Raw genomic sequence first — 25,888 nt, forward strand, 5'->3', positions numbered from 1 at the left:
ACATCGCACACCAAGCCAAAGCGCCATGCCGACAAATGTCCGGCACCGAGCAACGTCCGACACCGAACAAGGGCTAACAACCGATGTCCGGCACCAACAGGTCCGACACCAAGCGACATCGGACGCCAAGCCAGCATCCCGTGCCAACCAATGTCCGGCACAAAGCAACATCCCGCACCGACCAGCGCCCGGCACTGAGCGAGGCTTTGTGCCGGACCAATACGCGAACCAACGGAGCCAGCGCCGAGCAACATCGGGCGCCCAGCCAAGGTCCAGCACCTAGCAAGGGCCCATGCCAACCAATGCCGGCACCGAGCACCGAGCACCGAGCACCGAGCACCGAGCACCGAGCAAAGTCACATGCCGACCAACGTCCGGCAAATACCGTTCTGGGCCAACGCATTGTCCGATGCCATCCACCGTTCGGCATCGAAAGTCCCGGAGCAATGTCCGGTACCGCCACCTACTCCGGACGCAGTGTGAGAATCCGCGGTCCGTCCTCGGTAACCGCGACCGAATGTTCCCAGTGCGCTGCGCGACTGCCGTCGAGCGTCACCACGGTCCAGTCGTCGTCGAGCACCTTGGTCTGCGTGGTGCCCAGGGTCAGCATCGGCTCGATCGCGAGTACCGATCCGACCACGAGTTTCGGGCCCTTGCCCGGTGCACCCTCATTGGCCAGGAACGGATCCATATGCATTTCCCGGCCGATGGCATGCCCACCATAACCGTCGACGATCCCATAGGACCGGCCGTGCTGCTTCTCGGCCGCGCGCGTACCCATTTCGATGGCATGCGAGACGTCGGTCAGCCGATTACCGGGCAGCATTGCCGCGATACCGGCCTCCATCGACATCTTGGTGGCCTCGCTGAGCAGCTGATCGGCCTCGATGATCTCGCCGACACCGAAGGTCCAGGCGGAATCACCGTGCCAGCCTTCGAGAATCGCGCCGCAGTCGATCGAAACCAGATCGCCCTCGGCCAGCACCTCCGCGGCGGTCGGAATCCCGTGCACCACACGGTCGTTCACCGATGCGCAGATCGAACCCGGAAAGCCGTGGTAGCCCTTGAAGGACGGCACGGCACCCGCATCACGGATCACCTGCTCGGCGACCTCGTCCAGCTCCAGGGTGGAGACCCCGGGTTTGGCGGCCGCACGCACCGCGACGAGTGCACGGCCGACGACCGCGCCCGCCGCCGCCATGGCATCCAGTTCACCTGCCGTACGGAACGGCACGACCTTCTTTTTGCGGTTGAAGACCATCCGGGCTCAGTGCTCCATTCCGAGCGGCATCATGTGCTCCGCAGGGGGCAGCATTCAGTGCCCAAGAGCGCGCAAGGCGCGGGCATTGACCTCGTCGATCTCGCCGACACCGTCGACCGAGACGACCAGACCGTCGTAGTGCTCCAACAGCGGCTCGGTCTCCTCGCGGTACACCCGCAGCCGGTTGCGGATCACATCTTCGTTGTCGTCGGCGCGACCGCGCGCCATCATCCGGGAAACCACGGTGTCCTCGGGCACGACGAAGCACAGCACCGCGTCGAGCTTCTTGTCCATATCCGCGAGGATCTTCTCCAGCGCGTCGGCCTGGTCAACCGTGCGCGGGTAGCCGTCCAGCACAAAGCCGTTCGCGGCATCCGGCTCAGCGACCCGAGCCTCGACCATGCGGTTGGTCACATCGCTCGGCACGAGATCGCCAGCGTTGATGTACTTCTGCGCCTCACGCCCCAGCGGGGTCTGGGCCGAGATATTGGTGCGGAACAGGTCCCCGGTGGAGATGTGCGGGACACCCAGCTTGTCCGACAGGAGATCGGCCTGAGTTCCTTTTCCGGCACCCGGCGGTCCGAGCAGTACAAGTCTCACTTGAGGAACCCTTCGTAATTTCGATTCATCAGCTGGCTTTCGATCTGCTTCACGGTGTCCAAGCCGACACTCACCATGATCAGCACCGAGGTGCCACCGAACGGAAGGTTCTGGGTGCCACCGGACGCGCCGATATCGAGGAACAGGTTCGGGAGGACGGCCACGAGACCGAGGTAGATCGAGCCGGGCAGAGTGATGCGGCTCAACACAAAATTGAGGTAGTCGGCGGTCGGCTTACCCGGGCGGTATCCCGGAATGAAGCCGCCGAACTTCTTCATCTCGTCCGCGCGTTCCTCCGGGTTGAAGGTGATCGCGACATAGAAGTAGGTGAAGAACACGATCAGACTGAAGTAGATCGCGATGTATACCGGGTTCCCCGGATTCACCAGGTATTTCTGGATGGTCTCTTGCCACCAACTGGGGTTGGGGTTGTTCTTCGAGGACGTCAGCTGCGCGACCAGGTTCGGCAGATACAGCAGCGACGACGCGAAGATCACCGGGATAACACCCGCCTGGTTGACCTTCAGCGGCAGATAGGTCGAGGACCCGCCGTACATCTTGCGGCCGACCACGCGCTTGGCGTACTGCACCGGGATCCGGCGCTGGCCCTGCTCGACGAAGATGACCCCGCTGACGATGGCAAACGCGGCGACACAGACCAGACCGAAGACCAGTCCGCCGCGGTTCTGCAGAATGTTGTTGCCCTCGTTCGGGATGCGCGCGGCGATACCGGCGAAGATCAGCAGCGACATGCCGTTGCCGATACCGCGCTCGGTGATCTGCTCGCCGAACCACATGACCAGTGCGGCACCGGCGGTCATCACCAGCACGATGATCACCATGCCGAAGATGCTGGTATCGGCCAGGATGTCCTTCTGGCAGCCCTGCAGCAGCTGACCGCGGGCCGCGAGCGCGACCAGACCGGTGGCCTGCAGGATCGCCAGCGCGACCGAGAGGTACCTGGTGTACTGCGTCATCTTGTTCTGGCCGGTTTGGCCTTCTTTACGCAGTTCTTCGAAGCGTGGGATAACGACGGTGAGCAGCTGGATAATGATGCTCGCGGTGATGTAGGGCATGATGCCGATCGCGAAGACCGACAACTGCAGCAGCGCACCACCGGAGAACAGGTTGATCAGCTGATAGATACCGGCGGAATCACCGCCGGAGACCAGGTCGATGCATTCCTGCACGCTCTTGTAGTCGACACCGGGGGACGGCAGCGATGCACCCAAGCGGTACAGCGCGATCAACCCCAGCGTGAAGAGAATCTTCCGCCGTAAGTCCGGAGTCCGGAAGGCCGATACGAAGGCGGAAAGCACAGATCCTCCTGGCGAACGACATGGTCATGCCACGGATATAGAAAACCCATGACGAGGCTTGGCAGACAACAATTGAACTCTAACAGTGGCACCGAACGAGCTGTTCACTCGTCCGGCGCCACTATCTGCAGAGTACCGTCAGCCCAGCTCGGTGACAGTGCCACCGGCCGCAGTGATCTTCTCCTTGGCGGCGCCGGTCACCTTGTCGACGGTCACCTGGACCGCGACGCCGATCTCGCCATCGCCGAGAACCTTCACCAGCTGGTTCTTGCGCACCGCACCGGCGGCGACCAGCTCAGCCTTGCCGACCTCGCCGCCCTCGGGGAACAGCTTGGCGATCGAGCCGACATTCACGACCTGGTATTCCGTGCGGAACGGGTTCGTGAAGCCCTTGAGCTTGGGCAGCCGCATGTGAATCGGCATCTGCCCACCCTCGAAGGCGGCGGGAACATTCTTGCGAGCCTTGGTGCCCTTGGTACCGCGGCCCGCGGTCTTGCCCTTGGAGCCTTCACCGCGACCCACGCGGGTCTTCTCGGTCTTGGCGCCGGGAGCCGGACGCAGGTGGTGCAACTTGATGGTCATGTCAGACCTCCTCAACTGTTACGAGGTGGCGCACGACGTTGATCAGGCCGCGGTTCTGCGGGTTGTCCTCGCGAACCACGGTCTGGCGGATCTTGCGCAGGCCGAGCGTGCGCAGGCTCTCCCGCTGGTTCGCCTTGGCGCCGATCGACGACTTGATCTGGGTCACCTTGAGATCTGCCATTTACCTGGCACCTCCGACTGCCTGAGCGCGTGCGCGCAGCATGCCCGCGGGGGCGACGTCCTCGAGGGGCAGACCACGACGGGCCGCGACCTCTTCCGGACGCTGCAGCATCTTGAGCGCCGCAACCGTCGCGTGCACGACGTTGATGGCGTTGTCGCTACCCAGCGACTTCGCCAGAATGTCATGGATACCAGCGCATTCCAGCACCGCGCGCGCCGCACCACCGGCGATCACACCGGTACCGGGCGAGGCCGGACGCAGCATGACCACACCGGCCGCCGCCTCACCCTGCACCGGGTGGGTGATGGTCGAGCCGATCATCGGGACGCGGAAGAAGCCCTTGCGAGCCTCCTCGACACCCTTCTGGATGGCCGCGGGAACTTCCTTGGCCTTGCCGTAGCCGACGCCGACCAGGCCGTTGCCGTCACCGACGATCACCAGGGCGGTGAAGCTGAAGCGACGACCACCCTTCACGACCTTGGAGACACGGTTGATCGCGACTACGCGCTCGAGCTGGTTCTTGTCGGCCTGCTGGTCACGACGGTCACCGCCGCCGCGACGATCCCGGCCACCGCCGCGGCCGTCGCGGCTGTCGCCGCCACCAGCGGCACCATTCTGCTGTCCGGCGGGTCCGTTGCCGCCGTCACGCCTCTGACGTCCCGGCATCAGACGTTCCTTCCGTAAATGTTTGCAGTCATCAGAACTTCAACCCACCTTCGCGAGCGGCATCGGCCAGCGCCGCGATGCGGCCGTGGTAGTCGTGGCCACCACGGTCGAATACGACGGCCTCGATGCCAGCGGCCTTGGCGCGCTCGGCCAGCAGTTCGCCGACCTTCTTGCCCTTGGCCGACTTGTCGCCGTCCAGTGCGCGCACATCGGCCTCGATCGAGGATGCGGCGGCAATGGTCTTGCCGACCGAATCGTCGATGAGCTGTGCGTGCAGGTGCCGCGAGGAGCGGTTGACCACCAGGCGCGGACGCTCGGTGGTGCCGACGACCTTCTTGCGCAGGCGGAAGTGACGGCGGGCCTTCGACAGGCGACGCGTCGTCGACACGTCCTTGCCACGCGGAATGCGCTTGGCCTTCTGGTTTTCGGTTTGCGCCATGATCACTTACCCGTCTTTCCGACCTTGCGGCGAACGACCTCACCGGCGTAGCGGATGCCCTTGCCCTTGTACGGGTCGGGCTTGCGCAGTCCGTGGATGACAGCAGAGATCTGGCCGACCTTCTGCTTGTCGATACCGGACACGGAGAACTTGGTGGGCGATTCCACCGCGAAGGTGATGCCCTCCGGGGCCTCGATCGGCACCGGATGCGAGTAGCCGAGGGCGAACTCCAGGTTCGAGCCCTTGGCCGCGACACGGTAACCGACGCCGAAGATTTCCATCTTCTTCTCGTAACCCTTGGTCACGCCCTCGATCATGTTCGAGACCAGGGTGCGGGTCAGGCCGTGCAGCGAGCGGTTCTGGCGCTGGTCGTCCGGACGGGCGACCTCGAGCTGGCCGTCCTCACCCTTGGCGACGGTGATCGGCTCGGCGACGATGTGGGTCAGGGTGCCCTTGGGACCCTTCACCGACACGTTCTGGCCGTCGATGTTCACCTCGACACCGGCAGGAATTGCGATGGGCTTCTTACCAATACGCGACATGTGTCCTACCTCCCCTTACCAGACGTAGGCGAGGACTTCGCCGCCCACGCCAGCTTTGGCCGCCTGACGATCGGTGAGCAGACCGGTCGACGTGGAGATGATGGCCACGCCGAGGCCGCCCAGGACCTTGGGCAGGTTGGTGGACTTCGCGTACACACGCAGACCCGGCTTCGAGACGCGGCGCAGGCCCTGCAGGCTGCGCTCACGGCTGGGGCCGTACTTGAGGTCGACGATGAGGGTCTTGCCCACGGTCGCGTCCTCGGTCCGGTAGTCGGCGATGTAACCCTCGCGCTTGAGGATCTCGGCGATATTCGCCTTGAGCTTCGAGTGCGGAGCCTTCACCTGATCGTGGTACGCCGAGTTGGCGTTGCGCAGACGCGTCAGGAAGTCTGCGATCGGATCAGTCATGGTCATAGTTCGACCTTGACACCTTTCTCGCTACGGTTCCCATGCAACACCGGCGTACGCATGCGCACGCCAGCCGTGGGCCTATAGCAATTCGGCGGTCCGGCCGACACTTGCCGACCGGATTGAGTTCTCATCAGAGCTCTCGGTGCCCGGGCCGCCCGCACATCGATACAGTCGCTGCATCCAGGACATGCGGGCACAGAGGTGCCCAAGCAACCGCTCTAGTGTAGGCAAGGTCGCTACCAGGACAAAATCCGGGGTTCGCCCCTTACACTCACCCGCGTGCAGGATTGCTTCGCGACCGCACTCGTTGGTCGCGATGTCGAAGTGGCGAGTCTGGCGGCACTCGGACGGCGTGCGGCCACCGGACACGGGTGCGTCGTGCTGGTCGAGGGTGAGCCGGGAATCGGTAAATCGGCACTGCTGGAAGCGATGCGAAATCCATTTGCCGCAGCGGGCCTGCGCATTCGCGTCGGCGCCGCCGAGCAATTGCGGCAGGGCGTGCCGTTCGCCGCGGTGTGCTCCTGGCTCGACGACCCGGGCCCGACATCCCCGATCGACGCACTGCGCAGCGGAGATCGCGTAGGCGATGTGGCGGCGACCCATGAACTGACCATCGCCGAGGCGATTCTGGACCAGATCGACACCTGGTGCGCCGCGGGCCCGATTGCCCTGGTCATGGACGACGTGCACTGGGCGGACCGGTCGAGCCTGACGCTGTTGCACCGGCTCTGCACCCTCGTCGACGAACTGCCGCTGCTGCTGGTGCTCGCGGCCCGGCCGCTGCCGCGCGATCCGGCCTTCGCCGCGCTGTCGGCCGAACTCGTGGCCCGGCCGGCCCCGGTGCTGCGGCTCGGTGCCCTGCCCGCAACCGACGCCGCGAAACTGGTGCGCGAGCTGATCGGCGCCGAACCGGGACCACGGCTGTTGGCGAAGGTGGCCGAGGCCGGTGGAAATCCGCTGCATGTCTCGGAATTGGTGGCTGCCCTGGTGCGCGACGGGGCGATCAGGGTGATCGCCGACACCGCCGATCCCGCGGGCGCTGTTGTCGCGAACACGTCCGCGTCCTTGGCCGAGGCGATTACCCAGCGGCTGGACTTCCTGTCCCGTCCAACACGCGATGTGCTGCCGATGGCCGCGGCCCTCGGTCCGACCATCGATGTCGCGGACCTCGCGGTGATATTGCAGATCCCAATTCTGGATGTCTGGAGCGCCGTCACCGAGGCACTGGACGGCGGGCTGCTCATCCGGGTGAACTCCGAGCTGGTGTTTCGGCACGACCTGATCCGCGATGCCTTGGCCAATCGGCTGCCCGCTTCACTGCGGTCGGATCTGCTCCAGCGGGCCGGACAGGCGCTCCAGTCGACCGATGCGCCGATCGAACGGGTTGCCTACTATCTGTCGGTCGCCGACCGCGATTTGGACGCGGCCAGCCTCGATTGGCTGATCGGTGCCGCCGACAAGCTGATCGTTCGCGCACCCGAACTGGCGAAACGGTTGTTGAGCCGCGTCGCAACGGCGCCGGATCTCGATGCGGCAAGGCGTTCGGTACTGATCCGGCTGAGAATTCATGCACTGCTGTGGGATGGGAACGCGGCCGAGGCCGAATCGGTGGTGCGCGAGGCGCTGCTCACCCAGCCGGAGGACGGCGGCCATATCGAACTGCGCTGGCTGCTCGCCCAGATCTATCAAGCCCAGGCCCAATTGACCGATGCCGTCGCGGTCGCCGAGCAGGTGCTCTCCGCCAGCGAGCTGGGCACGACCAGGGAATTGGGCGTCGAGGACGCCGCCCGGTTTCTGGGTATGTCGGGACTCGGCAATTTCTTCCTCGGGCGGTTCGCGGCGGCGGAGCAGGCCGGTCGGCAGGCCGTATCGCTGGGCGAGCGCGCCGGGAATTCGCTGGCCACCGGATACGGACTGACCGCGGTGGGCGCGGTGCGCTATACCGAGGGTCATCTCGACGAGGCGCTGAACCTGAGTGCTCGAATCCCGGCCCTCTTCGAGGACGGGACCGGGCCCGACCAATTCGATCCGTACGCGCTCTACGCGCACTGCCTGATCGAACTCGATCGGCTGGCCGACGCCGAGGAGGTGCTGAAGACGGCCATCGGGCGCAACCGCCGATTCCGCGGCGTCTATCTGTCCTCGAATCTGGTCGCCAAGGCGCGGATGTATCTGGTGGGCGGGCGTTGGGACGACGCGCTGGCCGAATGCGCGGCGAGTATGCAGACCCCCGATGTGCTCGGGTATGCGACGGTTGCGCACACCGTTGCGGCGCTCATCGGAATTCGCCGTGGCACCTTCGTGCCGGACCCGGACGGCCTGCCCGCGCCGGATGATCGACCGGGCAATATCGGTTATGCGCACTTCCATCCGTGGGTCAAGGCCCTGACTGCCGAGGCCCGCGGTCGCCCTGAGCTGGCGTTGGAACTTCTCCTCGACGCACATCAGCGACTGGCCGACGGATTGGCCGCAGCCACACTGCATTACATCTTCCCGGATATCGCGCGCCTGGCCGCGGAAATCGGTGACGCGCCCGCGGCCCGGTCGGTAGCAGCCAGCGCGGATCTACTCCTGACCCGACAGCCGACCGCATCGCGAACCGGAACGGCCCTGCTGTGCCGCGGCCTCGCCGACTCCGATCCCGATGACCTGCTCGCCTCCGCCGACGTCTTCCGGCAATCCGGCCGCCCGCTGTTCGAGGCCCAAGCGCAGGAAAACGCCGCTGTCCTACTCGCCGCCGCGGGCCGCGGACCCGAATGCCGCAACGCCTTGGACGCCGCGATCGAACTGTATTCCGGCCTCGGCGCATCCTGGGATTCCGCCCGTGCAGTGGCCCGCGTGCGCCCCTACGGGATCCGCCGCGGCGTCCGCGGCCCCCGCAACCGCCCCAAGTCCGGCTGGGCAGCCCTCACCGACACCGAACGCAAAGTCGCCGTGCAGGCCGCCGAGGGCCTGTCCAACACCGATATCGCAGCCCAAATGTACTTGTCCCGCCGCACCATTCAATCCCACGTCTCGAACATCCTCGCGAAACTCGACCTCCACTCCCGCCGCGAAATCGCCACCGCCATGCCCGGAACTCGATGACTCCACACCTTGTCGAGGCAATGGAAGTGCCGTCTAACGACTACTGACCAGCCCTAGCGTTCCGCGGCCGAGCTTAGGATTGGACCATGTCGCTTCCGCGCATCCAACGCCCCAGCCTCCCCGAGTACATGACATGGGAGGAGCTCGAGCAGTTGCCCGAGGAAGTCGCCGGGCAGATCGAACTATGGGAGGGGCGGGTTGTGTGGCTTCGACGCGGACCTGCCGAGCACCAGGCATTCACATTTGCGTTGACCAGCGCGCTCAAACGATGTGCGCGGGCGGGGATGACGCAGCAGCCGCAGGAGTGCTGGCGCGTCGACTTCGAAACCAACGTGTTCTTTGGTGAAACTGGAAAGTCCGACTTCGTGACACCTGACTTCCTCGCCTACCGGTGCCTCGATGCGCCGTACCAGGACATCCGAGCCAGGGACGTGCTCTTGGCCGGAGAAGTCCTCTCGCCGTCGAATACGCAGACCGACATGGAAGCCAAGAAAGCTCGCTATGCGCAGGCTGGTATCCCTTGGTACTGGGAAGTCACCCTGGAGCGGGAGAAGAGCGCGATCTCGGTGGTGCACGCCTATGCGCTGGAAACCACGCACGGCCAGCTCCCCGCCGGTGTACACCCGCTCTACCCGGCCAACTACCTGCTGATCGGCTCGTGGGCACCGAAGGATTCCGACGCGATCACCACGGACTTCCCGTTCCCGATCCACATCCCCTGGTCCGACCTCGAATTCTGAACCGCGGGAATCGGTGTCGGGAAGCTCCGTACCGAGTCGAGGTCAACATAATCCACGGGCGAAAATTCGGGCTGACTTTGCGTCTTGTCTCGGACCGCCTAGCGGGCGGCGTGGCGCGGCACCGGACGTTTCGGATCCGATGTTCGTGTGTCGCCGTCCGGGCTGGCGAGGCGCCGTTCCAGTGCGGTGAACGCAGTGATCACTTCGGGTGACTCGAATGCTCGGTTGCGACGGCCGATGGTGAGCTGATGCAGAATTCCAGCCTCGGTCAATCGCTCGACCGCGGCGTTCGCGGCGGGAAAGCTCCGCCCGATCAGGGCGGCCGCGGTGGAGACGGTGAGAATCGGGGCTCCGACGAGTTTGTCCAAGAGCAAGTCCAGCGCGGAATTCGCCCGTACCGGCGCTACCCGATCCCGCCACGATCGTTGCAGGGCAGCAGCTTTCACTTCGAAAGCTGTCGCATCCTCGACCGCACGAGTGCACGCGGCGGCAAAGCGCGCCACCCAGGTGTTCAAATCGTCGGTGGCTTGCGCCGATTCCGCAGCACCTAGATGCCGGAAGCGATTCAGCCCGTCGATATAGCTGTCGCTCCAAGTGGCGAGGACCAGCGACACCGGCGCGATGACTCGTTCTGCGACGCCGCGGCGGCGCAGCACGAGATGGATCAACGCGCGCCCGGTGCGGCCGTTACCGTCGATGAACGGGTGGATCGTCTCGAACTGAGCGTGGGCGATCGCCGCTTGCGCGACGGCGGGTAGGTCGTCGCTGTTGCAGAAGGCGATCAAGTCTTCTATCAACTCAGGCACGTATTCCGGCGGCGGCGGAACGAAAGCGGCCGAACAGGGGTTGAACGAGCTGCCACCGATCCAGTTCTGCACGTCACGCAGGCATCCCCCGTGCTGCGCGAGCCTGGTACCGGCAAGCAGGCGGCGATGAGCCTCGAGCAAAACGTCTTCGCTGATCGGCTGGCCACGCCGCACCGCGTCGGTGGCGACCGCCATAGCGTCGATGTTGGCCAGCACCTCGGTCGCCGTCACGTCAGAGGATTCACCTTCCAACTGCCGTGCCGCCTCAGCGCGCAGAAGTCGGCGCGCGCCGATTTCCAGGCCCTCGATCCGCGAAGATGCGACGGCCTCGGCACGCAACAACAATCGAGACAACGCTTCCGTCTCGACCAGCGCCTGTGCTTCGGTGTCGAGCCGAGCGATCGCTACCTCGGCATCGACGACATCAGCAGCGGTCTCACTGGTCAGAACGATGGGGCGACCGACCAATGGATCAGGCAGATATGCCTGGTAGGTGCCGGAGCCGCGATCCCTTCGAGACAGACCGCTGCCATCCAGATTGCCTGACCAGCGCAGCTGCACAAACTTCGCCATGACACCTCCTTATTAAAGGTTAACAGATAACACTTAATAAGGATTCGCGTTGCTATCGGTTCTTGCCCAGCAAACGCACAAGGGCACGGACTTACCGAGAGTCCGTGCCCTTGTTCTGTGCTCAGTTATGCGGGTGCGCTCACAATGAGCGCGGGCTCACCAGGAGCTCTTGTGCACACCCGGCAGCTCACCGCGGTGCGCCATTTCGCGCAGGCACACGCGGCAGAGGCCGAACTTGCGGTACACCGCGTGCGGGCGACCGCAGCGCTGGCAGCGGGTGTAGGCGCGAACGGCGAACTTCGGCTTGCTGTTGGCCTTGTTGACCAGTGCTTTCTTAGCCATTTGCTCAGTTCTCCTTGAACGGGAAGCCGAGGTGCTTGAGCAGGGCACGGCCTTCTTCGTTGTTGGTCGCGGTGGTCACGACCGTGATGTCCATACCGCGCGGGCGGTCGATGGAGTCCACGTCGATCTCGTGGAACATCGACTGCTCGCTGAGGCCGAACGTGTAGTTGCCGTTGCCGTCGAACTGCTTCGGCGACAGGCCGCGGAAGTCACGGATACGGGGCAGCGCGATGGAGACCAGACGGTCCAGGAACTCCCACATGCGGTCGCCGCGCAGGGTGACCTTCGCGCCGATCGGCATGCCCTCACGCAGCTTGAACTGCGCGATCGACTTGGTGGCCTTGCGGATCTCGGGCTTCTGACCGGTGATCAGCTCCAGATCCTTGACCGCGCCATTGATGAGCTTGGCGTCGCGCGCGGCGTCACCGACACCCATGTTCACGACGACCTTGACCACGCCCGGGATCTGCATCACGTTGGCGTAGTTGAACTCGGTGTTCAGCGCGTCCTTGATCTCGGCCCGGTAGCGGGCCTTCAGGCGCGGCTGGGTCTGCTCAGAGGTGGTCATATCAGATGTCCTTCCCGTTCTTACGGGAGATCCGGACCCGCTTGCCGCTCTCCTCGTCGGTCCGGTAGCCGATACGGGTCGGCTTGCCGTCGGAGTCGACGACCATCACGTTGGACACGTGGATGGGGGCTTCCTGGGTCACGATGCCGCCCGAGGAGGCGCCGCGCTGGTTGGCGGAGTTCGCGACGTGCTTCTTGATCCGGTTCACGCCCTCGACCAGGACCCGGTTCTCCTTCGGGTAGGCCTGGATGACCTTGCCCTTGGCACCCTTGTCCTTACCCGAGATGACGAGCACGGTGTCGCCCTTGTGCACCTTCATGTCAGAGCACCTCCGGGGCCAGCGAAACGATCTTCATGAACTTCTTCTCGCGCAGCTCGCGGCCGACCGGGCCGAAGATACGAGTGCCACGCGGGTCGTTGTCCGCCTTGATCAGCACGGCCGCGTTCTCATCGAACTTGATGTACGAACCGTCCGGGCGACGACGCTCCTTGACGGTGCGCACGACGACGGCCTTGACGACCTCGCCCTTCTTGACATTGCCGCCGGGGACGGCGTCCTTGACGGTGGCGACGATGATGTCACCGATACCGGCATAGCGACGCGACGAACCACCGAGAACGCGGATGCAGAGGATTTCCTTCGCACCCGTGTTGTCGGCGACCCGCAGTCGCGACTCCTGCTGAATCACTTCAGCCTCCTTGACCTGGATGTATACGCACGCCGGATTGCCGACCCGACGGGCATGGTCGTGTCACCACCCGAACGCGCGCCTGCCAGCGGTTATGTGGATCTCGATGACCCAACCACTGGGGGTTCACGGCCGGATTGCGGGCATAGCTCCCGCAGGCAACCGGTTCAGTGTAGGTGAATGCCCAGGTCGGTCCCAAATCAGGGCCCATCAACGCAGGCTGAGCTTCCGCTGTGAAACCGCGTGGATCAGTGCTCGCGAGCTGCGACGTTACTACCCTCGAGAACGAGCAAGATCGCCTGTAGAACTGTGCACATTCCGTATCACTGCTGGAAGAGAGGTTCTCTTGAGTTCGTCCGCGCGTTCCGCCCGGCTCGGTCGTCGCACCTTCCTGATCGCCCTCGGCGTGATTCCGGCCACGGCGCTGGTCTCCTGCTCGCGGGATCAGCCGGTGCGGCTCACCGGGGTCGATATGCGGGGCGAAGACCAGGCCATCCGGCCGCAGGACGATCTGTTCCGCTACGTCAACGGCAGCTGGCTGCGTGACTATCAACTGCCGCCGGATAAGCCGTCCTACAGCACCTTCGACGAGGTCAGCGATCGCGTCGAACTGCAGCTGCGGGAGATCGTGGAGGGCATCCACGATCCGCAGGCCGGATCCGCCGAACAGCAGATCCGCGATCTCTACGACGCCCGACTCGATTCCGCCGAGATCGAGCGGCTCGGCCTCACCCCGCTGGCCGATCTGCTCGCCGCGATCGATGGTGCGGCAAACAAGGCGGATCTCGCGCAGGTAATGGGCGGGCTGCCGATCGGCGGGCTGATCGGATTGGACGTCGGGGTGGATCCGAAGGATTCCGGCCGATATGTCGCCACCATCTCCCAGTCCGGTATCGATCCGAATATGGGTGAGCAGTACTACCGCAAGCCCGCATACGCCGAGCAGCGTGCGGCCTATCGGACCTATCTGGAGCGGGTCGCCGCGGGTGCGGGCTTCGCCGATCCCGCGGGCACCGCCCAGCGCGTATTCGACCTGGAGACCAGGATCGCCGCCGGTTACTGGGACGACGTACGACTGCGCAATCCCGATGCCACCTACAACCCGCTCGACTGGCCCCAATTGACCGCGCTCGCACCGCAATTCGACTGGGAGCCATGGCTCGCCGGTACCACCGACCGGCCACATTCGCTATTCGACCGGGTGGTGGTCGGGCAGCCGTCGTTCGTGACGGCCGCCGGACAGCTCTGGGCCGAGGTCGATATCGCGGCCTGGCGGGAGTATCTGCGGCTGGCGGTGGTCAAGCGCTTCGCGGCGCTGCTCCCCAAGGCCATTGCCGATGCCGAATTCGATTTCGTCGGCAAGGCATTGCAGGGGCTGCGCGAACGCCAGGAGCCGTGGAAGGACGGCATTGCCACCGTCAATGCGAATCTCAGCCAGGTGCTCGGGAAACTCTATGTGGGCAAACACTTTCCGCCCGCGGCCAAGGAGCGCGCGCTGGCGATGGTCGCGGACCTGATGTCGGCCTACCGGGCCGATTTCACCGAGTCCACCTGGATGTCGCCGCCGACCAAGCAGGCCGCCATCGCCAAACTCGACAAGATCGTCACGAAGATCGGCTATCCGGATACCTGGATCGACTACTCCGGATTGACCATCACCCGCGGCAAGCTGATCGAATCCGTCCGTGCCGCAAACCAATTCGAGACCAAACGCCATTTTGCAAGGCTCGGCACCCCGGTCGACAAGTCCGAATGGGGTATGCCGCCGCAGCTGGTGAATGCCATGTACGACCCGAATGCCAACTCGATCTCGTTTCCCGCTGCCATTCTGCAGCCGCCGTTCTTCGATAAGGACGCTCAGGCCGCGGTCAATTACGGCGCGATCGGGGCGGTCATCGGGCACGAGATCGGACACGGATTCGACGATCAGGGATCGCGCTATGACGGCGACGGCAATCTGCGCGACTGGTGGACACCCGAGGATCGCGCCGCCTTCGACATCAAGACCAAACAGCTGATCGAGCAGTACAACGTGCTGGTTCCCGCCGGCCTGGATCCGAGCAAGCGCGTCGACGGCGCCCTCACGGTCGGGGAGAATCTCGCCGATCTGCGCGGTCTCGGTATCGCCCTGGCCGCCTTGGGCATCGCCGATAAACGCGACGGCAAGGACGATCCCGACCACCGGACGATGTTCCTGTCCTGGGCGCGTATCTGGCGGAACAAGGCGACCGTGCAGCAGCAGGAAATGCGACTCGCCATGGACGTGCACGCACCCAATGAGTTTCGCGCAAATCAGGTGGTCCGCAATATCGACGAGTTCTACACCACCTTCGGCGTACAGCCGGGAGACCAGCTGTTCCTGCCCCAGGACCAGCGCGTCTCGCTCTGATCCGACGGGCTGGCGGGGCCGCCGCCGGGTAGCCTCGGGCCAGCACTATCGCCCTGACGAGGATGCGGCGGGACCGCATCGGGAGAGGAATCCCCGTGACATCAACCGGTCGTCCCGGTCAGCTGGACCGACGCGCCTTCCTGGTGGCGCTCGGGCTGGCGCCCGCCGCCGTCGCCCTGGTCTCCTGCTCGAAGGATGCGCGTTCGGTCCAGCTCGCCGGGGTCGATATGGGCGGTGCGGACCTGACGATCCGGCCGCAGGACGATCTGTACCGGCATGTCAACGGCAAGTGGCTGCGCGAGTACCAGCTGCCGCCGGATAAGGCCGCGGTCGGCGCGATCAGCGACGCCAGCGATCGGACGCTGGATCAGCTGCACGAGATCATCGAGGCCATCAAGGATCCGAAGGCGGGTTCGGAGGCACAGCAGATTCGCGATCTCTACGACGCGCGGCTGGACGAGGCCACCTTCGAAACGCTCGGCATGACGCCGCTGGCCGATCTGTTCGCCAAGATCGACGCCGCGGCGACCAAAGCGGATCTGGCCAAGGCCATGGCGGAGCTGCCGATCTCCGGGCTGATCGGCATCGGTATCGGCATCGATCGCAAGAACTCCAACGCTTATATCCCCACCGTCAGCCAATCGGGTATCGGGCTCAGCGAGCAGTACTACCGCAAGCCGGAATACGCCAAGCAGCTCGCGGGCTACAAGACCTATCTCGAGAAGATGTCTGCGGGCGCGGGTTTCGCCGATCCAGCCGGCATTGCGCAGCGCATGGTCGATCTGGAGACCAAGATCGCGGCGGCGCATTGGGACAGTGTGCGCAATCGCAATACCGACGCCACCTACAACCTGATGAGCTGGCAGGAATTGGTCGCGCTCGGACCGCAATTCGATTGGGATCCGTGGATGACGGGCAATACCGATCGGCCGCGCTCGCTGTTCGACAAGATCGTGGTCGCGCAGCCCTCATTCGTGACCGCGGTGGCGCGGCTGTGGGGCGATACCGATATCGCGCTGTGGCGGGAGTACCTGCGCGTCAATGTGGTTGCGGAGTATGCCCGCTTCCTGCCCAAGGCGATCCGCGATGCCCGCTTCGAATTCGTCGGCAAGGTGCTCAACGGGATCGAGGAGCGGCCGGAAATCTGGAAGTCCGGCGTCGGCATCGTCAATGAGAATCTCGGCGACCAACTCGGCAAACTCTATGTGGAGAAGCACTTTCCGCCCGCCGCCAAGGATCGGGCCCAGCAGATGGTGGCCGACCTCATGGCCGCCTATAAGGACAACTTCACCCATTCGTCGTGGATGTCGCAGCCGACCAGGGATGCCTCGATCGTCAAACTCGACAAGATCGAGGCCAGAATCGGCTACCCGGACAAGTGGGACGACTACTCGGCGTTGCAGATCACCAGGGGCAAGTTGATCGAATCCCTGCGTGCGGTAAGCGCTTTCGAATCCAAGAAGGCGTTCAACCGGCTCGGTACCCCGGTCGACAAGTCCGAATGGGGTATGTCACCGCAGACCGTCAACGCCTACTACTCACCGACCAGCAACCAGATCACTTTCCCCGCCGCCTATCTGCAGCCGCCGTTCTTCGACAAGGACGCCACCACCGCCGTCAATTACGGCGCGGTCGGCGCCACTATCGGCCACGAGATCGGCCACGGCTTCGACGATCAGGGCCGTAAATACGACGCCGACGGCAACCGCAGCGACTGGTGGACCCCCGAGGACCTGGCCGCATTCGAAGCCAAGACCAAACAGCTGATCGAGCAATTCGATGCGCTGGTACCCGAGGGGCTCGATCCCAAGTATCACGTCGACGGCGCGCTCACCGTCGGCGAGAACCTCGCCGACCTGCGCGGCCTGCAAATCGCCGTCGCGGCGTACCGCATCGCCGCCGGGCGCGAGGGCATCGAACCCGACTACCAGCAAATGTTCCTCTCGCATGCCCGCAGCTGGCGGGAAAAGCAGACCGAGGAATCCACCATCAGCCTGCTGCAGGACGTGCACGCCCCCAACGAATTCCGCTGCAACCAGATCGTCCGCAATATCGCCCAGTTCTACAACACCTTCGCCGTCAAGGAAGGCGACAAACTCTTCCTCACGGAGAACCAGCGCATCACACTCTGAACCCCGCCCCGTAGCAGCCCGGCCCACGCCGGGCTGTTTCGTTACCGAACCAGGTCAGCGAAACTGATCTCGCCCAGCACGACGTGCTCGAGCTGCACGAATCCGTCGCGATGCAACCGGTGCAAGCGGTATTCGGCGGCGTGCGCGTCGAGCCGGAATTCACGGACCTCTTCGATGTCGTATTTGGTATCGAGAGCTACGACCAGATAGAGCGGGATGCCTGCGCGGGCGTACTGCACCTTCTTGTCGAGCAGATCCTCAGCGGCGGTAGATGGCGAGGAAACCTCGATGACGATCAGGGCATCACCGGCCTCGGGTTTCGCACCCCGCTCCGGAAGGCAGCGATAGACCGTGACATCCGGCCGCCGGAACGTGAATTTGGGTACTCGCCAGAGCACTACGTCGATATCGGTCTCGACTCGAATACACGGCTCGGTGCTCGGCAGTTGCTCCATGGCACCGGCCAGTCTGCGTGCCACACGATTGTGCTCGGGCACCGGCGACTCACAGACGATCACATGCCCATGGACGACCTCGATCTCACGCGCCGTGTCCTCGGGCAGGAGACGGTATTGCTCCTCGGTCATCTCGTGCGGCAGATGGCCGGACGGCTCGATCGTCATGACGGAAGCCTACCCATTCGCCATATCGAGAGCCCATGTCTGCGGCAGCTGACCCACACCTGCGATCTACTTCGCCGGTGTAGGTCGTCGGATGGATGTGAATAAGCCCGGCTGCTGTGCCGGGCTTAATTCATACGGGAAGCGCTTCGAGGGGAAGGCTTGCTCCGCCGAGGCGACTCTGGTCAGAAGGCGCTGCCGGTGGAGGGCATGGGGAAATAGCCCGGCCAGCCCGGGTAGCCGAACCAGCCGCCGTAACCGCCCCAGCCGCCGTAACCGCCCCAACCGTCGTAATCGCCCCAGCCGCCACGACCACCCCAGCCGCCCCAACCGCCACGACCCCAGCCACCATGGCCCCAGCCGCCGTGGCCGTGGATGTCGTCGGCCTGATCCACCAGCACGATGGCCGGGCCCTGGGCGTCGGTCGTTTCGGCGAGCGCCGGGCCCGCTACCGCAGCGATCGGAGCCAGGGCCAGGGCGGAGATGATGGCGATGCGGGCAAGCCGGACGCGTCCGGCGGAACTCTTTTGATTCATCGGAACTAACCTCGATTCGGTATGCGTCAGTCGTGCGAAGACCCGCGTGCTCACGGGTCCGACGTCGATGCCTCCCGGATGAGAGGATCATTTATTGACGCCATTTAACGTACCGCTATATAGCGGCACGTTCAATAGGTCCACGAAAGATGACATGACAGCAAGCGGCAGAGGCGACGCGAGAATCAACATAGGTTAGGCTGACCTATCCTATTGGCTCGAAGGGAGCCGAATCGGGGAATTACTCGATGAAGGAGAGGGTGACAATGCAGTCTGTTCGGATGTCTCGCGGCTGGCAGCGGGCGGCGGTTGCCGTGCTGGCCGGTGCGCTGACCCTGGGTATTACCGCCTGTGGGTCGTCCAGCGATGATGCGGGATCCGACGGCGGCGCGCCGGTCACCATCAACCATGCGCGCGGCACGACAACCGTCCGTGGCACCCCGAAAAAGATTGTCACGCTGGGGAATCAGTGGCTGGATTCGACACTGGCGCTCGGCGTGACCCCGGTCGGATATATCGACAATGTCGCCTCGATATCCAAGAGCACGCCGCCGTGGGAGCCGAAGGCGCTCGAATCGTCGAAGGCCCTGAATACCACCAGCAATATCGCCGAACAGGTCGCGGCGCTGGAACCGGATCTGATTCTGGTGGACGGATTCCTGGCCGACCAGAAGACCTATGACGAACTGTCCAAGGTCGCGCCGACCCTGCCCGCGCTGACGAAGGAGACGGTCGCGTCCTGGCAGGATCAGGTGACCGCGCTCGGCAAGGTCCTGCACAACGAGGATGCCGCGACGCGGGTGATCGCTGACGTGGACAAGAAGGTGGAGTCCATCGGCCAGGCGAATCCCGGACTGAAGGGCAAGACCTTCGCCAGCACCTGGTTGGCCAGCCCGGCGCAGCTGATGGTGCTGACCGATCCGAACGACGGATCGAGCAGGATCTTCACCCAGCTCGGGCTGAGCATTCCGAAGAACCTGACCGATAAGCCGTCGAATCAGGGCAGGCTCGCGCTATCGCCCGAGCGGGTCGACGAGCTCACCGCCGATCTGCTGCTGGCCGGATACTCCCAGGGCATGGACGAAAAGTACCGGCAGCTGCCGGGATACGCCGATCTGCCCGCGGTGCGCAAGGGCTCGGTGGTGTTCCTGACGGTGCAGGAGATCAGCGCCGTCAACCAGCCGACCGCGCTTTCGGTGCCCTACCTGTTGACCAAGCTGGAGCCGGCCTTCGCCGCCGCGGCGAAATAGGTTCAGCCCGCGGCGGATTGCCGGCCCGCCAGCGCGCGGGCCTTCGGCCATTGCGCGGCCAGTTCGAGCAGATAGCGCAGTTCATCGGACCGATCGCGGGTGCCGACCGGCACCGCGTCCGCGGCGTGCCGGACCGGTTCCGGTGCGACGCCGCGGGTCTTCGCCTGTGCGGCATAGGCAATCGCCAGGGCGCGCCCGCCGACATCGCCGTCGAAGGGCGCGTCCGCGCGGTACTGCTTCAGGTGCAGCATGGCATCCCAGATCTCGACCGTCATGCGGTACAGCCGCGACAGCGATTCCCCGTCGCGGACCGGGCCGTCACGGAGTACGACCTCCGGCACCGCGGCCGTGAGATCGCGCCACAGCGGGCGCAGCACCCGGCAGGCCCGGCCCGCTCGATCCAACTGGGCGCGCACGAGCACCGCGTCCACGACCGGGAACGAGATCAGTACCGCGATCACGGCGAAGTTCACGAAGGCCAGCACGGCGAAGGCGGTGCCCGGCTGCTCCGGCGAGACGCCGATGGCGGCGCGCACCAAGGCCACGCAGGAGGATACGATCCAGCAGCAGGCAGTCGTCAGCAGGGCCGAGTAGGCCAGCCGCTCGGCCACCGTCGCACCGGGGAGCCGCAGTTCCCGGATGCAAGCGCGGGCGATCAGCACACTGGCGGCCAGGATCGGCAGATATGAGCCCGCCCAGATCACGGCATCCCAGCGCAGCCCGCCGACGACGGGCAGTCCGAGGCCCTCGGTCACCGCGCCGACCAGCACCAATCCGCTGACCGACGCACCGACCGCGTTGTAGCGACGCTGTCTGCGGACCGCCGCCGCGGCGGGCGCCCCATCGAGCAGTCGTGCCAGGCCGTACAGGTACGCGACCGCAATGAGCCCGGCGCTGAGGAACAACCGGTGTCCGAGATCGTCATGATCGAGCGCGAAGGCCGGCCCGGCCATCAGCAGTCCGACCAGATTCCACCCCAGCGCGCGATTGACGAGCCGATCCATCGTCGCCTCGTCGAGCAGAAACCAGCGAGCGGCCGTGATCACGGCGACGAAGACGAAGGTCGACACTCCGACCACGGGCGGCACACTGTTCATCGCGCTCGACCCTAGAACCCGAAGGGGCCGAACGCGATTCGATCAGCGCAGCCAAACCTGAACCGCGCGTAGGCCGTCGACAATTACGCAAAACCTACCGGTTGCGGCGGGGTGCCAGCAGGGAACGGATGCGTTGCAGGGCTGCGTGTGCGTCGGCCGTCAGCTCACGCATGCCTGTCTTGACGGTGGCCCTGATGGTCCGCTGAATCTGGTGCGGTAGTCGGTGGTGTTCGGCAGATTCGATGGCGGTTCTGAATGCGTCTGTTGCAGCATCCGGCTCATTGATCGCGGCGAATACTTCGCCCGAGGTCACGCGCTCGATAATCCTCCACTGTGGCGCGGAAGGGGTCCCGACGGTGACCTTTACGAGTCGGCTGGCCTCGGCCAGTCGGCCCGTTGCGTGTAAGCCTCGCATTTCGATTTCACGCCGAGTGAATGGATGGAACAGTAAGCCACTGTGCGCATTTCGTTCCAGCAGATGCCGGTATCGCTGTAGCGCGATGTCGAATTGTTCGCCGTGACCGAGTTCGCCTGTCGCGCGGCAGAGAAACGCGAGCGCACTGCCTTGGTCGGCCGGATTGGCGGTCAGCGACAACGACTGTTCCAGCCGTGCAACACCCGCGGCGACATGGCCAGCCTTGCGAAGCTCGTTGCCGTGCATTCGGAGCGTGTGCGCGTAGAACGCGGGGGCGTCGAGATGTGCCGCTATCTTGACCGCCTGCCCGGTCCATCGGGCGGCCGACGGTAGGCGCTCCTCGGGAAGCACGGACCCGAGCGAGACGCCGAGTGCCACTCGAGCTTGTGCGAGCAAGATCAAGCCATCCCGCTCCATGTGGCCCTCGGCTGCCCTCGCTTCCAATCGGGCTACCAGTGGCCACAGTTCATTGACGGCTTCGACGGCATGACCGGACTGGCGCGCTATCTCTGCGAGTCGGACTGTGCTGTCGCCGAATTGGAGCATGGCGCGATACTCGGCGTCATCTACTCCGGTGATGCCGAGGACATGAGGATGCAGGCCCAATCGGGCGGCGATATGACGGCGTGATGCGACATCGCTTATTGCTCGTCGCCCGGTTTCGATCATCGACACATAGGACTTGTCGTAGCCGAGCAGCTCGGCCAGCGCGATTTGATTGAGCCCGTTTATCCGGCGGTAGGCGCGGAGAATCGTCGGTAGGTCGCGGGTCGCTATCGCGGTGGCCGCTTCCGGGGCGGCCCACAACCAGATCGCGGAAACGATCGGCGCGGCGCGGATCGGTGGCGGACTCGGCCGGGTGTTCGCCACGCAGGTGGGGCACACGGGCTCGGTCGTATAGCGGCCGATGGTGACGCCGCATGCCTGACACCTGCCGCCATCCACGGTGTCCTCCTACACGCTCTCGGCTGCCCGGAGTTGCGCGAACCACGTCATGATGGACCGCTTATAGCCATCGGGCATGTTCAACCCGGCGATCTCGTCCTCCCGAAACAATCCGACTTCCTTGTGCTCATGTGACAGCACCGGCTCGGCGTCGGTGTCCGGGTAGCACCCGTACGTCACGATGAATACGTGACGCTCGACCTCGTTGATGTAATAGACCCACGAGTCGAGGATCGGACCGGTGGTTACCGGCCACTGTGTTTCCTCGGTAATCTCGCGCGCCACACACTCCTCGGGGGTCTCGGTGGGTTCGATTCTGCCGCCTGGCAATTCCCACTCTTCGCGCTCGTTCTTCAGCAGGAGCACCTGACCGTCACGAACGACAACGCCTTTGATCGAGATCGAGTACATGTGCGGTACGTAACCGGAGGCCGTCATGCCCGCGACGCTAGCACCGGCATGAGCACAGGTCAGCCGGTTGCACGGTGACAGTCTGTCAGTGGACGCGCCCGCACCGCCAGACGCACCGTTGGTCGCATGTTCGTGGACTTACAGCAGGAGTGGGCAGCAGGGGTAGCCGCAAAGCTGGTTGCGGATGGGCTGGCCCGGTTCGATGGAATTACGACGCGGGCGCAGCTGGTCGCCCTGGGGGCGTCTCTCGGCCGCACTGTCCCGCACCGGGACAGCGAGCCGGACGGCGTGACGACGCTGATGCATCGCGGTGGGCTCGCGGGCCGTATCGGATTCGAGGACTTCGGGAATGGTCCGCTACCGCCGCACACGGACCGGTCGGGCACACCGGACCCGCCCGCGCTGCTGATGGTGGTGTGTGGCCGCAAGGGCAAGGGCGGCGAGTGCATCGCCATCGACGGTCAACGCGTGTACGCCGATCTGATTCGCACCAATCCCGAAGCTGCACAGGTACTTTCGCGGCCGAGAACGGTACTGTTCGGTGGCGCGTCGGGGTATCTGAGCTCGATATTCGAGCACACGCCGGACCGACGGATTCGGATTCGGTATCGCAGTGACGAGTTAGCGAAGTTCTCGCCTGGCATCGTGCGATGGTTGCCCGCGCTGACCGATGCCATAGAGCGCCGCACAATCCAGTTCGAGTTGGAACCTGGGCAGGGCTATGCGCTGCACAACCATCGCTGGTTGCACGGACGTACAGGATTCACCGGAGACAGGGTGATGTACAGGCTCAGCGTGAACCCGCACGTGGAGTTCGCGATTCGATCTGGTTTCGAGGCACCGAATACCGTGGGAGTGCAGCCATGAACGTCGATTACGACACCGTCCGGGTGACGGTCCGCTTCGAGAACGGCTCGGACGATCCAAACGACTACCCGTACTACGACCATTGCGGTTTCGAGCCCCGCTCGCTCACTACCGAGCAGGCGCACCAGTTATGGCAGATCCATTTGCACAACGATTCCGTCCAATGCAAGCAGCGACAGGCAGCGCTCAGCACGCTGGAAGCTGCCGGGTGCTTGCACCGCGCACTCCGGTCGGCGGCCACATCATGAACGAGGCGATGAAGCGGCTCCCATGGCGTAGCAAGCTCAACTCACAGGAACTCGCCGAAGTCGAGTCGATCCTTCGGGAGGCAAGCCGGGCGGATCTGGATACGCTGGCGCGCATCGCTACCGAACTGCGCCAGCAGTCGGGCCAACCGCGCATGCAAGCCGAGATCGACGGGGTAGTAGCTCGGTACTGGGCGGCACACCCAGAACGGCGGAGAATAGGCGAGATACGGTCCAGCGACGCGGCTGAGGAAGCGGGCGGCTGACAACGGTCGACTCGGATACGCGAGGAACGGCCCGCAAACAGCAAGGTCCGGGCGCGTCACGCGTCGACCGTTACTCAGCGCACCGCGATCAGTTCCTCGGCCTCGGCGAGTTCGGCCTGTTCGTCCTCGACGTACTTATTGCCGGCGAAGTACGAGGCCGCGGCGGCCAGGAACATCATCAGTGCGGCGGATACGAACACCACGATCAGGCCCGAGTGGAACGGTCCGGTCAGCAGATTCGGGAAGAACTCCTGACCGGTGAGGGTGTCGGCGTTGACGCCGGGCTTGGCCAATTCGCCGGTGGGGCCGAGCAATTCCTGGATCGGGTTGTAGCCGAGGAAGGCGGCGAACATGCTCGCCACCGGGGGCAGGTCGGCGAGCTGGGTCGCAGCACCCGCGGAGACACCCTGGGCGCGCAGGCCGCTGTCGAGCGCCGAGGGCAGGCTGGCGGCGAGGCCGATGACCATGAGCGAGAAGAAGATTCCCATCGACAGCGCATTGCCGCCGTTGAACAGGGTGCCGCGCATACCGGAGGCCGCGCCGCGCTGGGACGCGGGCACACTGGACATGATGGCGGCGGTGTTCGGGGAGAAGAACAGTCCGCAGCCGATGCCGTTGAGCAACACGATCGCGGCGAAGACCCAGTAGTTAAAGTCGACCGGGATGACGAGCAACAGCAGGAAGGTGAGCCCGGCCAGCGTCGCGCCGCCGGTGGTGAACAGACGCGAACCGTAGCGGTCCGACAGCCAACCCGAAACCGGTCCGGCGGCCAGGAATCCCACGGTCAGCGGCAGCAGGTAGATACCGGCCCACAGCGGGGTCGATTCGTAGTCGTAGCCGTGCAGCGGCAGCCAGATGCCCTGCAGCCAGATGATCAGCATGAACTGCATACCGCCGCGACCGATCGAGACCATCAGGTTGGCGAAGTTGCCGAATCCGAAGGCGCGGTTGCGGAATAGCGACAGATGGAACATCGGCTCGGCGACCTTGGTCTCCACCACGCAGAACACCGCGAGCAGGGCGATGCCGCCGAGCACCGCGCCGAGCACCCAGGGGTTGGACCAGCCGGTGGGCTGGCCGTCGTAGGGCTGGATGCCGTAGGTGATGCCGGTGAGCAGTGCGGTGAGGCCGAGTCCGAAGGTAATGGTGCCCGCCCAGTCGACCTTGCCCTTGGTGCGCGTTCCCACCTCGTGCAGCGAGCGATAGGACCAGATCGCACCGACGATGGCGATCGGCACACTGACCCAGAACACCGCGCGCCAATCCCATTCCGACAGCACACCGCCGATGATCAGTCCGAGGAATGAACCGGCCACCGCGGCGACCATATTGATGCCGAGCGCGGTGCCGCGCTGTTTGGCGGGGAAAGCGTCGGTCAGGATGGCTGTCGAATTGGCCGTCAGCATGGCGCCGCCGATGCCCTGCAGCACGCGCCAGACGATGATCCACATCGCGCCCGATCCGCCGTGGAACGGATCGAACGACAGCGCGACCGAGGTCACCGCGAAGACCGCGAAACCGAGGTTGTAGATCCTGACGCGGCCGAAGATATCGCCGAGCCGCCCGAACATCACCACGAGCACGGCGGTGACGAGCAGATAGCCCATCAGCATCCACAGCAGATAGCCGACATTGCCCGCTTCCAGCGGATTCAGCCCGACGCCGCGGAAGATCGCGGGCAGCGAGATCAACACGATCGAGGCATTGACCGCGCTGAGCAGCACACCGAGGGTGGTGTTGGTCAGGACGATCCACTTGTAGTGCGGGTGATCGCGGTCGTAGCGCAGGCGACGGCGAATGGTCTGGACATCACCGAGATCGAGATCGGCGGATGGAATCGTCACGGCAGCCCCTTGCTGAGTTATTACCTCAGCAAACTATATAGTTAGCTGATGTAACGAACAAGCCG

General features: G+C 64.6%; 28 protein-coding genes. 8 read left to right on the forward strand and 20 right to left on the reverse strand.

The annotated features are described in order from the left end of the window. Positions 1-463 precede the first annotated feature (463 nt). The 9 genes from map to rpsH all read right to left on the reverse strand — a co-directional run bounded on the left by map (position 464) and on the right by rpsH (position 6,004). The gene (gene map / locus ACWEO2_RS19340; RefSeq protein WP_354952723.1) at positions 464-1,261 is read right to left on the reverse strand and encodes a type I methionyl aminopeptidase; all 798 of its coding nucleotides are present in this window, start codon (positions 1,259-1,261) and stop codon (positions 464-466) included. Positions 1,262-1,315: 54 nt separating this feature from the next. Further along, on the reverse strand, positions 1,316-1,861 hold the full coding sequence (locus ACWEO2_RS19345; RefSeq protein ID WP_355183817.1) for an adenylate kinase: 546 nt from the start codon (positions 1,859-1,861) through the stop codon (positions 1,316-1,318). Continuing rightward, on the reverse strand, positions 1,858-3,180 hold the full coding sequence (gene secY / locus ACWEO2_RS19350) for a preprotein translocase subunit SecY (RefSeq protein WP_355183819.1): 1,323 nt from the start codon (positions 3,178-3,180) through the stop codon (positions 1,858-1,860). Before secY ends, ACWEO2_RS19345 begins: the two co-directional genes overlap by 4 nt. Before the next feature lie 138 nt (positions 3,181-3,318). Next, complete coding sequence (gene rplO / locus ACWEO2_RS19355; protein WP_433680965.1) at positions 3,319-3,762, reverse strand: 50S ribosomal protein L15; 444 nt, start codon at positions 3,760-3,762, stop codon at positions 3,319-3,321. A gap of 1 nt (position 3,763) precedes the next feature. Continuing rightward, positions 3,764-3,943: a 50S ribosomal protein L30 gene (gene rpmD / locus ACWEO2_RS19360; RefSeq protein WP_062983142.1), complete on the reverse strand. Its 180-nt coding sequence runs from the start codon at positions 3,941-3,943 to the stop codon at positions 3,764-3,766. Next, the gene (gene rpsE, locus ACWEO2_RS19365) at positions 3,944-4,609 is read right to left on the reverse strand and encodes a 30S ribosomal protein S5 (RefSeq protein WP_452406564.1); all 666 of its coding nucleotides are present in this window, start codon (positions 4,607-4,609) and stop codon (positions 3,944-3,946) included. It lies immediately after the preceding gene. A gap of 31 nt (positions 4,610-4,640) precedes the next feature. After that, positions 4,641-5,048: a 50S ribosomal protein L18 gene (gene rplR / locus ACWEO2_RS19370; RefSeq protein WP_354952713.1), complete on the reverse strand. Its 408-nt coding sequence runs from the start codon at positions 5,046-5,048 to the stop codon at positions 4,641-4,643. A 2-nt stretch (positions 5,049-5,050) separates the two neighbouring features. Next, positions 5,051-5,590, reverse strand: a complete 540-nt coding sequence (rplF, locus tag ACWEO2_RS19375; RefSeq protein ID WP_355183825.1) for a 50S ribosomal protein L6 — start codon at positions 5,588-5,590, stop codon at positions 5,051-5,053. 15 nt (positions 5,591-5,605) lie between these two features. Further along, positions 5,606-6,004, reverse strand: a complete 399-nt coding sequence (gene rpsH / locus ACWEO2_RS19380; RefSeq protein ID WP_354952709.1) for a 30S ribosomal protein S8 — start codon at positions 6,002-6,004, stop codon at positions 5,606-5,608. A gap of 276 nt (positions 6,005-6,280) precedes the next feature. Between rpsH and ACWEO2_RS19385 the strand changes: the two genes are divergently transcribed. Both ACWEO2_RS19385 and ACWEO2_RS19390 read left to right on the forward strand, forming a co-directional pair. Further along, positions 6,281-9,088: a helix-turn-helix transcriptional regulator gene (locus ACWEO2_RS19385; protein ID WP_452406565.1), complete on the forward strand. Its 2,808-nt coding sequence runs from the start codon at positions 6,281-6,283 to the stop codon at positions 9,086-9,088. 86 nt (positions 9,089-9,174) lie between these two features. Continuing rightward, entirely contained in the window at positions 9,175-9,828 is a 654-nt protein-coding gene (locus tag ACWEO2_RS19390; protein ID WP_452406566.1) for a Uma2 family endonuclease, read from the forward strand. Positions 9,829-9,926: 98 nt separating this feature from the next. On the opposite strand, the gene ACWEO2_RS19395 is transcribed toward ACWEO2_RS19390, so the two are convergent. From ACWEO2_RS19395 to rplN, 5 genes are all read right to left on the reverse strand, one after another. After that, positions 9,927-11,207 (reverse strand): Fic family protein, encoded by a 1,281-nt coding sequence (locus ACWEO2_RS19395; protein WP_452406567.1) that lies wholly within the window; start codon positions 11,205-11,207, stop codon positions 9,927-9,929. A 156-nt stretch (positions 11,208-11,363) separates the two neighbouring features. After that, positions 11,364-11,549 carry a type Z 30S ribosomal protein S14 gene (locus tag ACWEO2_RS19400; RefSeq protein WP_062983162.1) on the reverse strand — a complete coding sequence of 62 codons (186 nt, stop codon included), beginning with the start codon at positions 11,547-11,549 and terminating at the stop codon, positions 11,364-11,366. A 4-nt stretch (positions 11,550-11,553) separates the two neighbouring features. Then, the gene (gene rplE / locus ACWEO2_RS19405) at positions 11,554-12,117 is read right to left on the reverse strand and encodes a 50S ribosomal protein L5 (RefSeq protein ID WP_452406568.1); all 564 of its coding nucleotides are present in this window, start codon (positions 12,115-12,117) and stop codon (positions 11,554-11,556) included. A gap of 1 nt (position 12,118) precedes the next feature. Further along, entirely contained in the window at positions 12,119-12,436 is a 318-nt protein-coding gene (rplX, locus tag ACWEO2_RS19410; RefSeq protein ID WP_355183835.1) for a 50S ribosomal protein L24, read from the reverse strand. A 1-nt stretch (position 12,437) separates the two neighbouring features. Continuing rightward, on the reverse strand, positions 12,438-12,806 hold the full coding sequence (rplN, locus tag ACWEO2_RS19415; protein WP_040686591.1) for a 50S ribosomal protein L14: 369 nt from the start codon (positions 12,804-12,806) through the stop codon (positions 12,438-12,440). Positions 12,807-13,152: 346 nt separating this feature from the next. Here rplN and ACWEO2_RS19420 point away from each other — a divergent pair, with 346 nt between their 5' ends. Together ACWEO2_RS19420 and ACWEO2_RS19425 are read left to right on the forward strand one after the other, a co-directional pair. Then, positions 13,153-15,195, forward strand: coding sequence for a M13 family metallopeptidase (locus ACWEO2_RS19420; RefSeq protein ID WP_452406569.1), 2,043 nt, complete (start codon positions 13,153-13,155; stop codon positions 15,193-15,195). A 95-nt stretch (positions 15,196-15,290) separates the two neighbouring features. Beyond that, positions 15,291-17,327 (forward strand): M13 family metallopeptidase, encoded by a 2,037-nt coding sequence (locus ACWEO2_RS19425; protein ID WP_452406570.1) that lies wholly within the window; start codon positions 15,291-15,293, stop codon positions 17,325-17,327. A 41-nt stretch (positions 17,328-17,368) separates the two neighbouring features. Here the strand turns inward: ACWEO2_RS19425 and ACWEO2_RS19430 are convergent, their stop codons facing one another. Together ACWEO2_RS19430 and ACWEO2_RS19435 are read right to left on the reverse strand one after the other, a co-directional pair. Further along, positions 17,369-17,950, reverse strand: coding sequence for a Uma2 family endonuclease (locus ACWEO2_RS19430; RefSeq protein WP_452406571.1), 582 nt, complete (start codon positions 17,948-17,950; stop codon positions 17,369-17,371). A 182-nt stretch (positions 17,951-18,132) separates the two neighbouring features. After that, a complete protein-coding gene (locus ACWEO2_RS19435; RefSeq protein ID WP_452406572.1) occupies positions 18,133-18,483 on the reverse strand; it encodes a hypothetical protein in 351 nt (116 codons plus the stop codon). Between the two features lie 266 nt (positions 18,484-18,749). On the opposite strand from ACWEO2_RS19435, the gene ACWEO2_RS19440 reads away from it, so the two are divergent. Then, positions 18,750-19,733 carry an ABC transporter substrate-binding protein gene (locus ACWEO2_RS19440; protein ID WP_452406573.1) on the forward strand — a complete coding sequence of 328 codons (984 nt, stop codon included), beginning with the start codon at positions 18,750-18,752 and terminating at the stop codon, positions 19,731-19,733. Between the two features lie 2 nt (positions 19,734-19,735). On the opposite strand, the gene ACWEO2_RS19445 is transcribed toward ACWEO2_RS19440, so the two are convergent. The 3 genes from ACWEO2_RS19445 to ACWEO2_RS19455 form a co-directional block, all read right to left on the reverse strand. Then, entirely contained in the window at positions 19,736-20,830 is a 1,095-nt protein-coding gene (locus tag ACWEO2_RS19445) for a DUF6545 domain-containing protein (protein ID WP_452406574.1), read from the reverse strand. 94 nt (positions 20,831-20,924) lie between these two features. Continuing rightward, entirely contained in the window at positions 20,925-22,190 is a 1,266-nt protein-coding gene (locus ACWEO2_RS19450; RefSeq protein WP_452406575.1) for a helix-turn-helix domain-containing protein, read from the reverse strand. Between the two features lie 9 nt (positions 22,191-22,199). Continuing rightward, positions 22,200-22,628, reverse strand: coding sequence for an NUDIX hydrolase (locus tag ACWEO2_RS19455; RefSeq protein WP_452406576.1), 429 nt, complete (start codon positions 22,626-22,628; stop codon positions 22,200-22,202). A 99-nt stretch (positions 22,629-22,727) separates the two neighbouring features. Between ACWEO2_RS19455 and ACWEO2_RS19460 the strand changes: the two genes are divergently transcribed. From ACWEO2_RS19460 to ACWEO2_RS19470, 3 genes are read left to right on the forward strand one after another with little or no spacing between them, the layout of a single operon-like run. After that, on the forward strand, positions 22,728-23,468 hold the full coding sequence (locus tag ACWEO2_RS19460) for a TauD/TfdA family dioxygenase (protein ID WP_452406577.1): 741 nt from the start codon (positions 22,728-22,730) through the stop codon (positions 23,466-23,468). After that, complete coding sequence (locus tag ACWEO2_RS19465) at positions 23,465-23,716, forward strand: hypothetical protein (protein ID WP_452406578.1); 252 nt, start codon at positions 23,465-23,467, stop codon at positions 23,714-23,716. The genes ACWEO2_RS19460 and ACWEO2_RS19465 overlap by 4 nt, the downstream gene beginning before the upstream one ends. Continuing rightward, the gene (locus ACWEO2_RS19470; RefSeq protein ID WP_452406579.1) at positions 23,713-23,979 is read left to right on the forward strand and encodes a hypothetical protein; all 267 of its coding nucleotides are present in this window, start codon (positions 23,713-23,715) and stop codon (positions 23,977-23,979) included. Before ACWEO2_RS19465 ends, ACWEO2_RS19470 begins: the two co-directional genes overlap by 4 nt. Before the next feature lie 74 nt (positions 23,980-24,053). Here ACWEO2_RS19470 and ACWEO2_RS19475 read toward each other — a convergent pair whose 3' ends face one another. After that, a complete protein-coding gene (locus tag ACWEO2_RS19475) occupies positions 24,054-25,823 on the reverse strand; it encodes an MFS transporter (RefSeq protein ID WP_452406580.1) in 1,770 nt (589 codons plus the stop codon). Between the last annotated feature and the right edge of the window lie 65 nt (positions 25,824-25,888).

Source organism: Nocardia sp. NPDC004278, assembly GCF_053602975.1.

What these genes read in the sequence shown, in the direction of transcription:
- rpsH (WP_354952709.1), bottom strand. Translation starts at nt 6,004, where the DNA reads ATGACCATGACTGATCCGATCGCAGACTTCCTGACGCGTCTGCGCAAC.
- ACWEO2_RS19435 (WP_452406572.1), bottom strand. Translation starts at nt 18,483, where the DNA reads ATGAATCAAAAGAGTTCCGCCGGACGCGTCCGGCTTGCCCGCATCGCC.
- ACWEO2_RS19445 (WP_452406574.1), bottom strand. Translation starts at nt 20,830, where the DNA reads ATGAACAGTGTGCCGCCCGTGGTCGGAGTGTCGACCTTCGTCTTCGTC.
- map (WP_354952723.1), bottom strand. Translation starts at nt 1,261, where the DNA reads ATGGTCTTCAACCGCAAAAAGAAGGTCGTGCCGTTCCGTACGGCAGGT.
- rplR (WP_354952713.1), bottom strand. Translation starts at nt 5,048, where the DNA reads ATGGCGCAAACCGAAAACCAGAAGGCCAAGCGCATTCCGCGTGGCAAG.
- ACWEO2_RS19465 (WP_452406578.1), top strand. Translation starts at nt 23,465, where the DNA reads ATGAACGTCGATTACGACACCGTCCGGGTGACGGTCCGCTTCGAGAAC.
- rplX (WP_355183835.1), bottom strand. Translation starts at nt 12,436, where the DNA reads ATGAAGGTGCACAAGGGCGACACCGTGCTCGTCATCTCGGGTAAGGAC.
- rplF (WP_355183825.1), bottom strand. Translation starts at nt 5,590, where the DNA reads ATGTCGCGTATTGGTAAGAAGCCCATCGCAATTCCTGCCGGTGTCGAG.
- rplE (WP_452406568.1), bottom strand. Translation starts at nt 12,117, where the DNA reads ATGACCACCTCTGAGCAGACCCAGCCGCGCCTGAAGGCCCGCTACCGG.
- rpmD (WP_062983142.1), bottom strand. Translation starts at nt 3,943, where the DNA reads ATGGCAGATCTCAAGGTGACCCAGATCAAGTCGTCGATCGGCGCCAAG.
- rpsE (WP_452406564.1), bottom strand. Translation starts at nt 4,609, where the DNA reads ATGCCGGGACGTCAGAGGCGTGACGGCGGCAACGGACCCGCCGGACAG.
- ACWEO2_RS19430 (WP_452406571.1), bottom strand. Translation starts at nt 17,950, where the DNA reads ATGACGATCGAGCCGTCCGGCCATCTGCCGCACGAGATGACCGAGGAG.
- ACWEO2_RS19460 (WP_452406577.1), top strand. Translation starts at nt 22,728, where the DNA reads ATGTTCGTGGACTTACAGCAGGAGTGGGCAGCAGGGGTAGCCGCAAAG.
- ACWEO2_RS19470 (WP_452406579.1), top strand. Translation starts at nt 23,713, where the DNA reads ATGAACGAGGCGATGAAGCGGCTCCCATGGCGTAGCAAGCTCAACTCA.
- rplO (WP_433680965.1), bottom strand. Translation starts at nt 3,762, where the DNA reads ATGACCATCAAGTTGCACCACCTGCGTCCGGCTCCCGGCGCCAAGACC.
- ACWEO2_RS19390 (WP_452406566.1), top strand. Translation starts at nt 9,175, where the DNA reads ATGTCGCTTCCGCGCATCCAACGCCCCAGCCTCCCCGAGTACATGACA.
- ACWEO2_RS19440 (WP_452406573.1), top strand. Translation starts at nt 18,750, where the DNA reads ATGCAGTCTGTTCGGATGTCTCGCGGCTGGCAGCGGGCGGCGGTTGCC.
- ACWEO2_RS19400 (WP_062983162.1), bottom strand. Translation starts at nt 11,549, where the DNA reads ATGGCTAAGAAAGCACTGGTCAACAAGGCCAACAGCAAGCCGAAGTTC.
- ACWEO2_RS19395 (WP_452406567.1), bottom strand. Translation starts at nt 11,207, where the DNA reads ATGGCGAAGTTTGTGCAGCTGCGCTGGTCAGGCAATCTGGATGGCAGC.
- ACWEO2_RS19455 (WP_452406576.1), bottom strand. Translation starts at nt 22,628, where the DNA reads ATGACGGCCTCCGGTTACGTACCGCACATGTACTCGATCTCGATCAAA.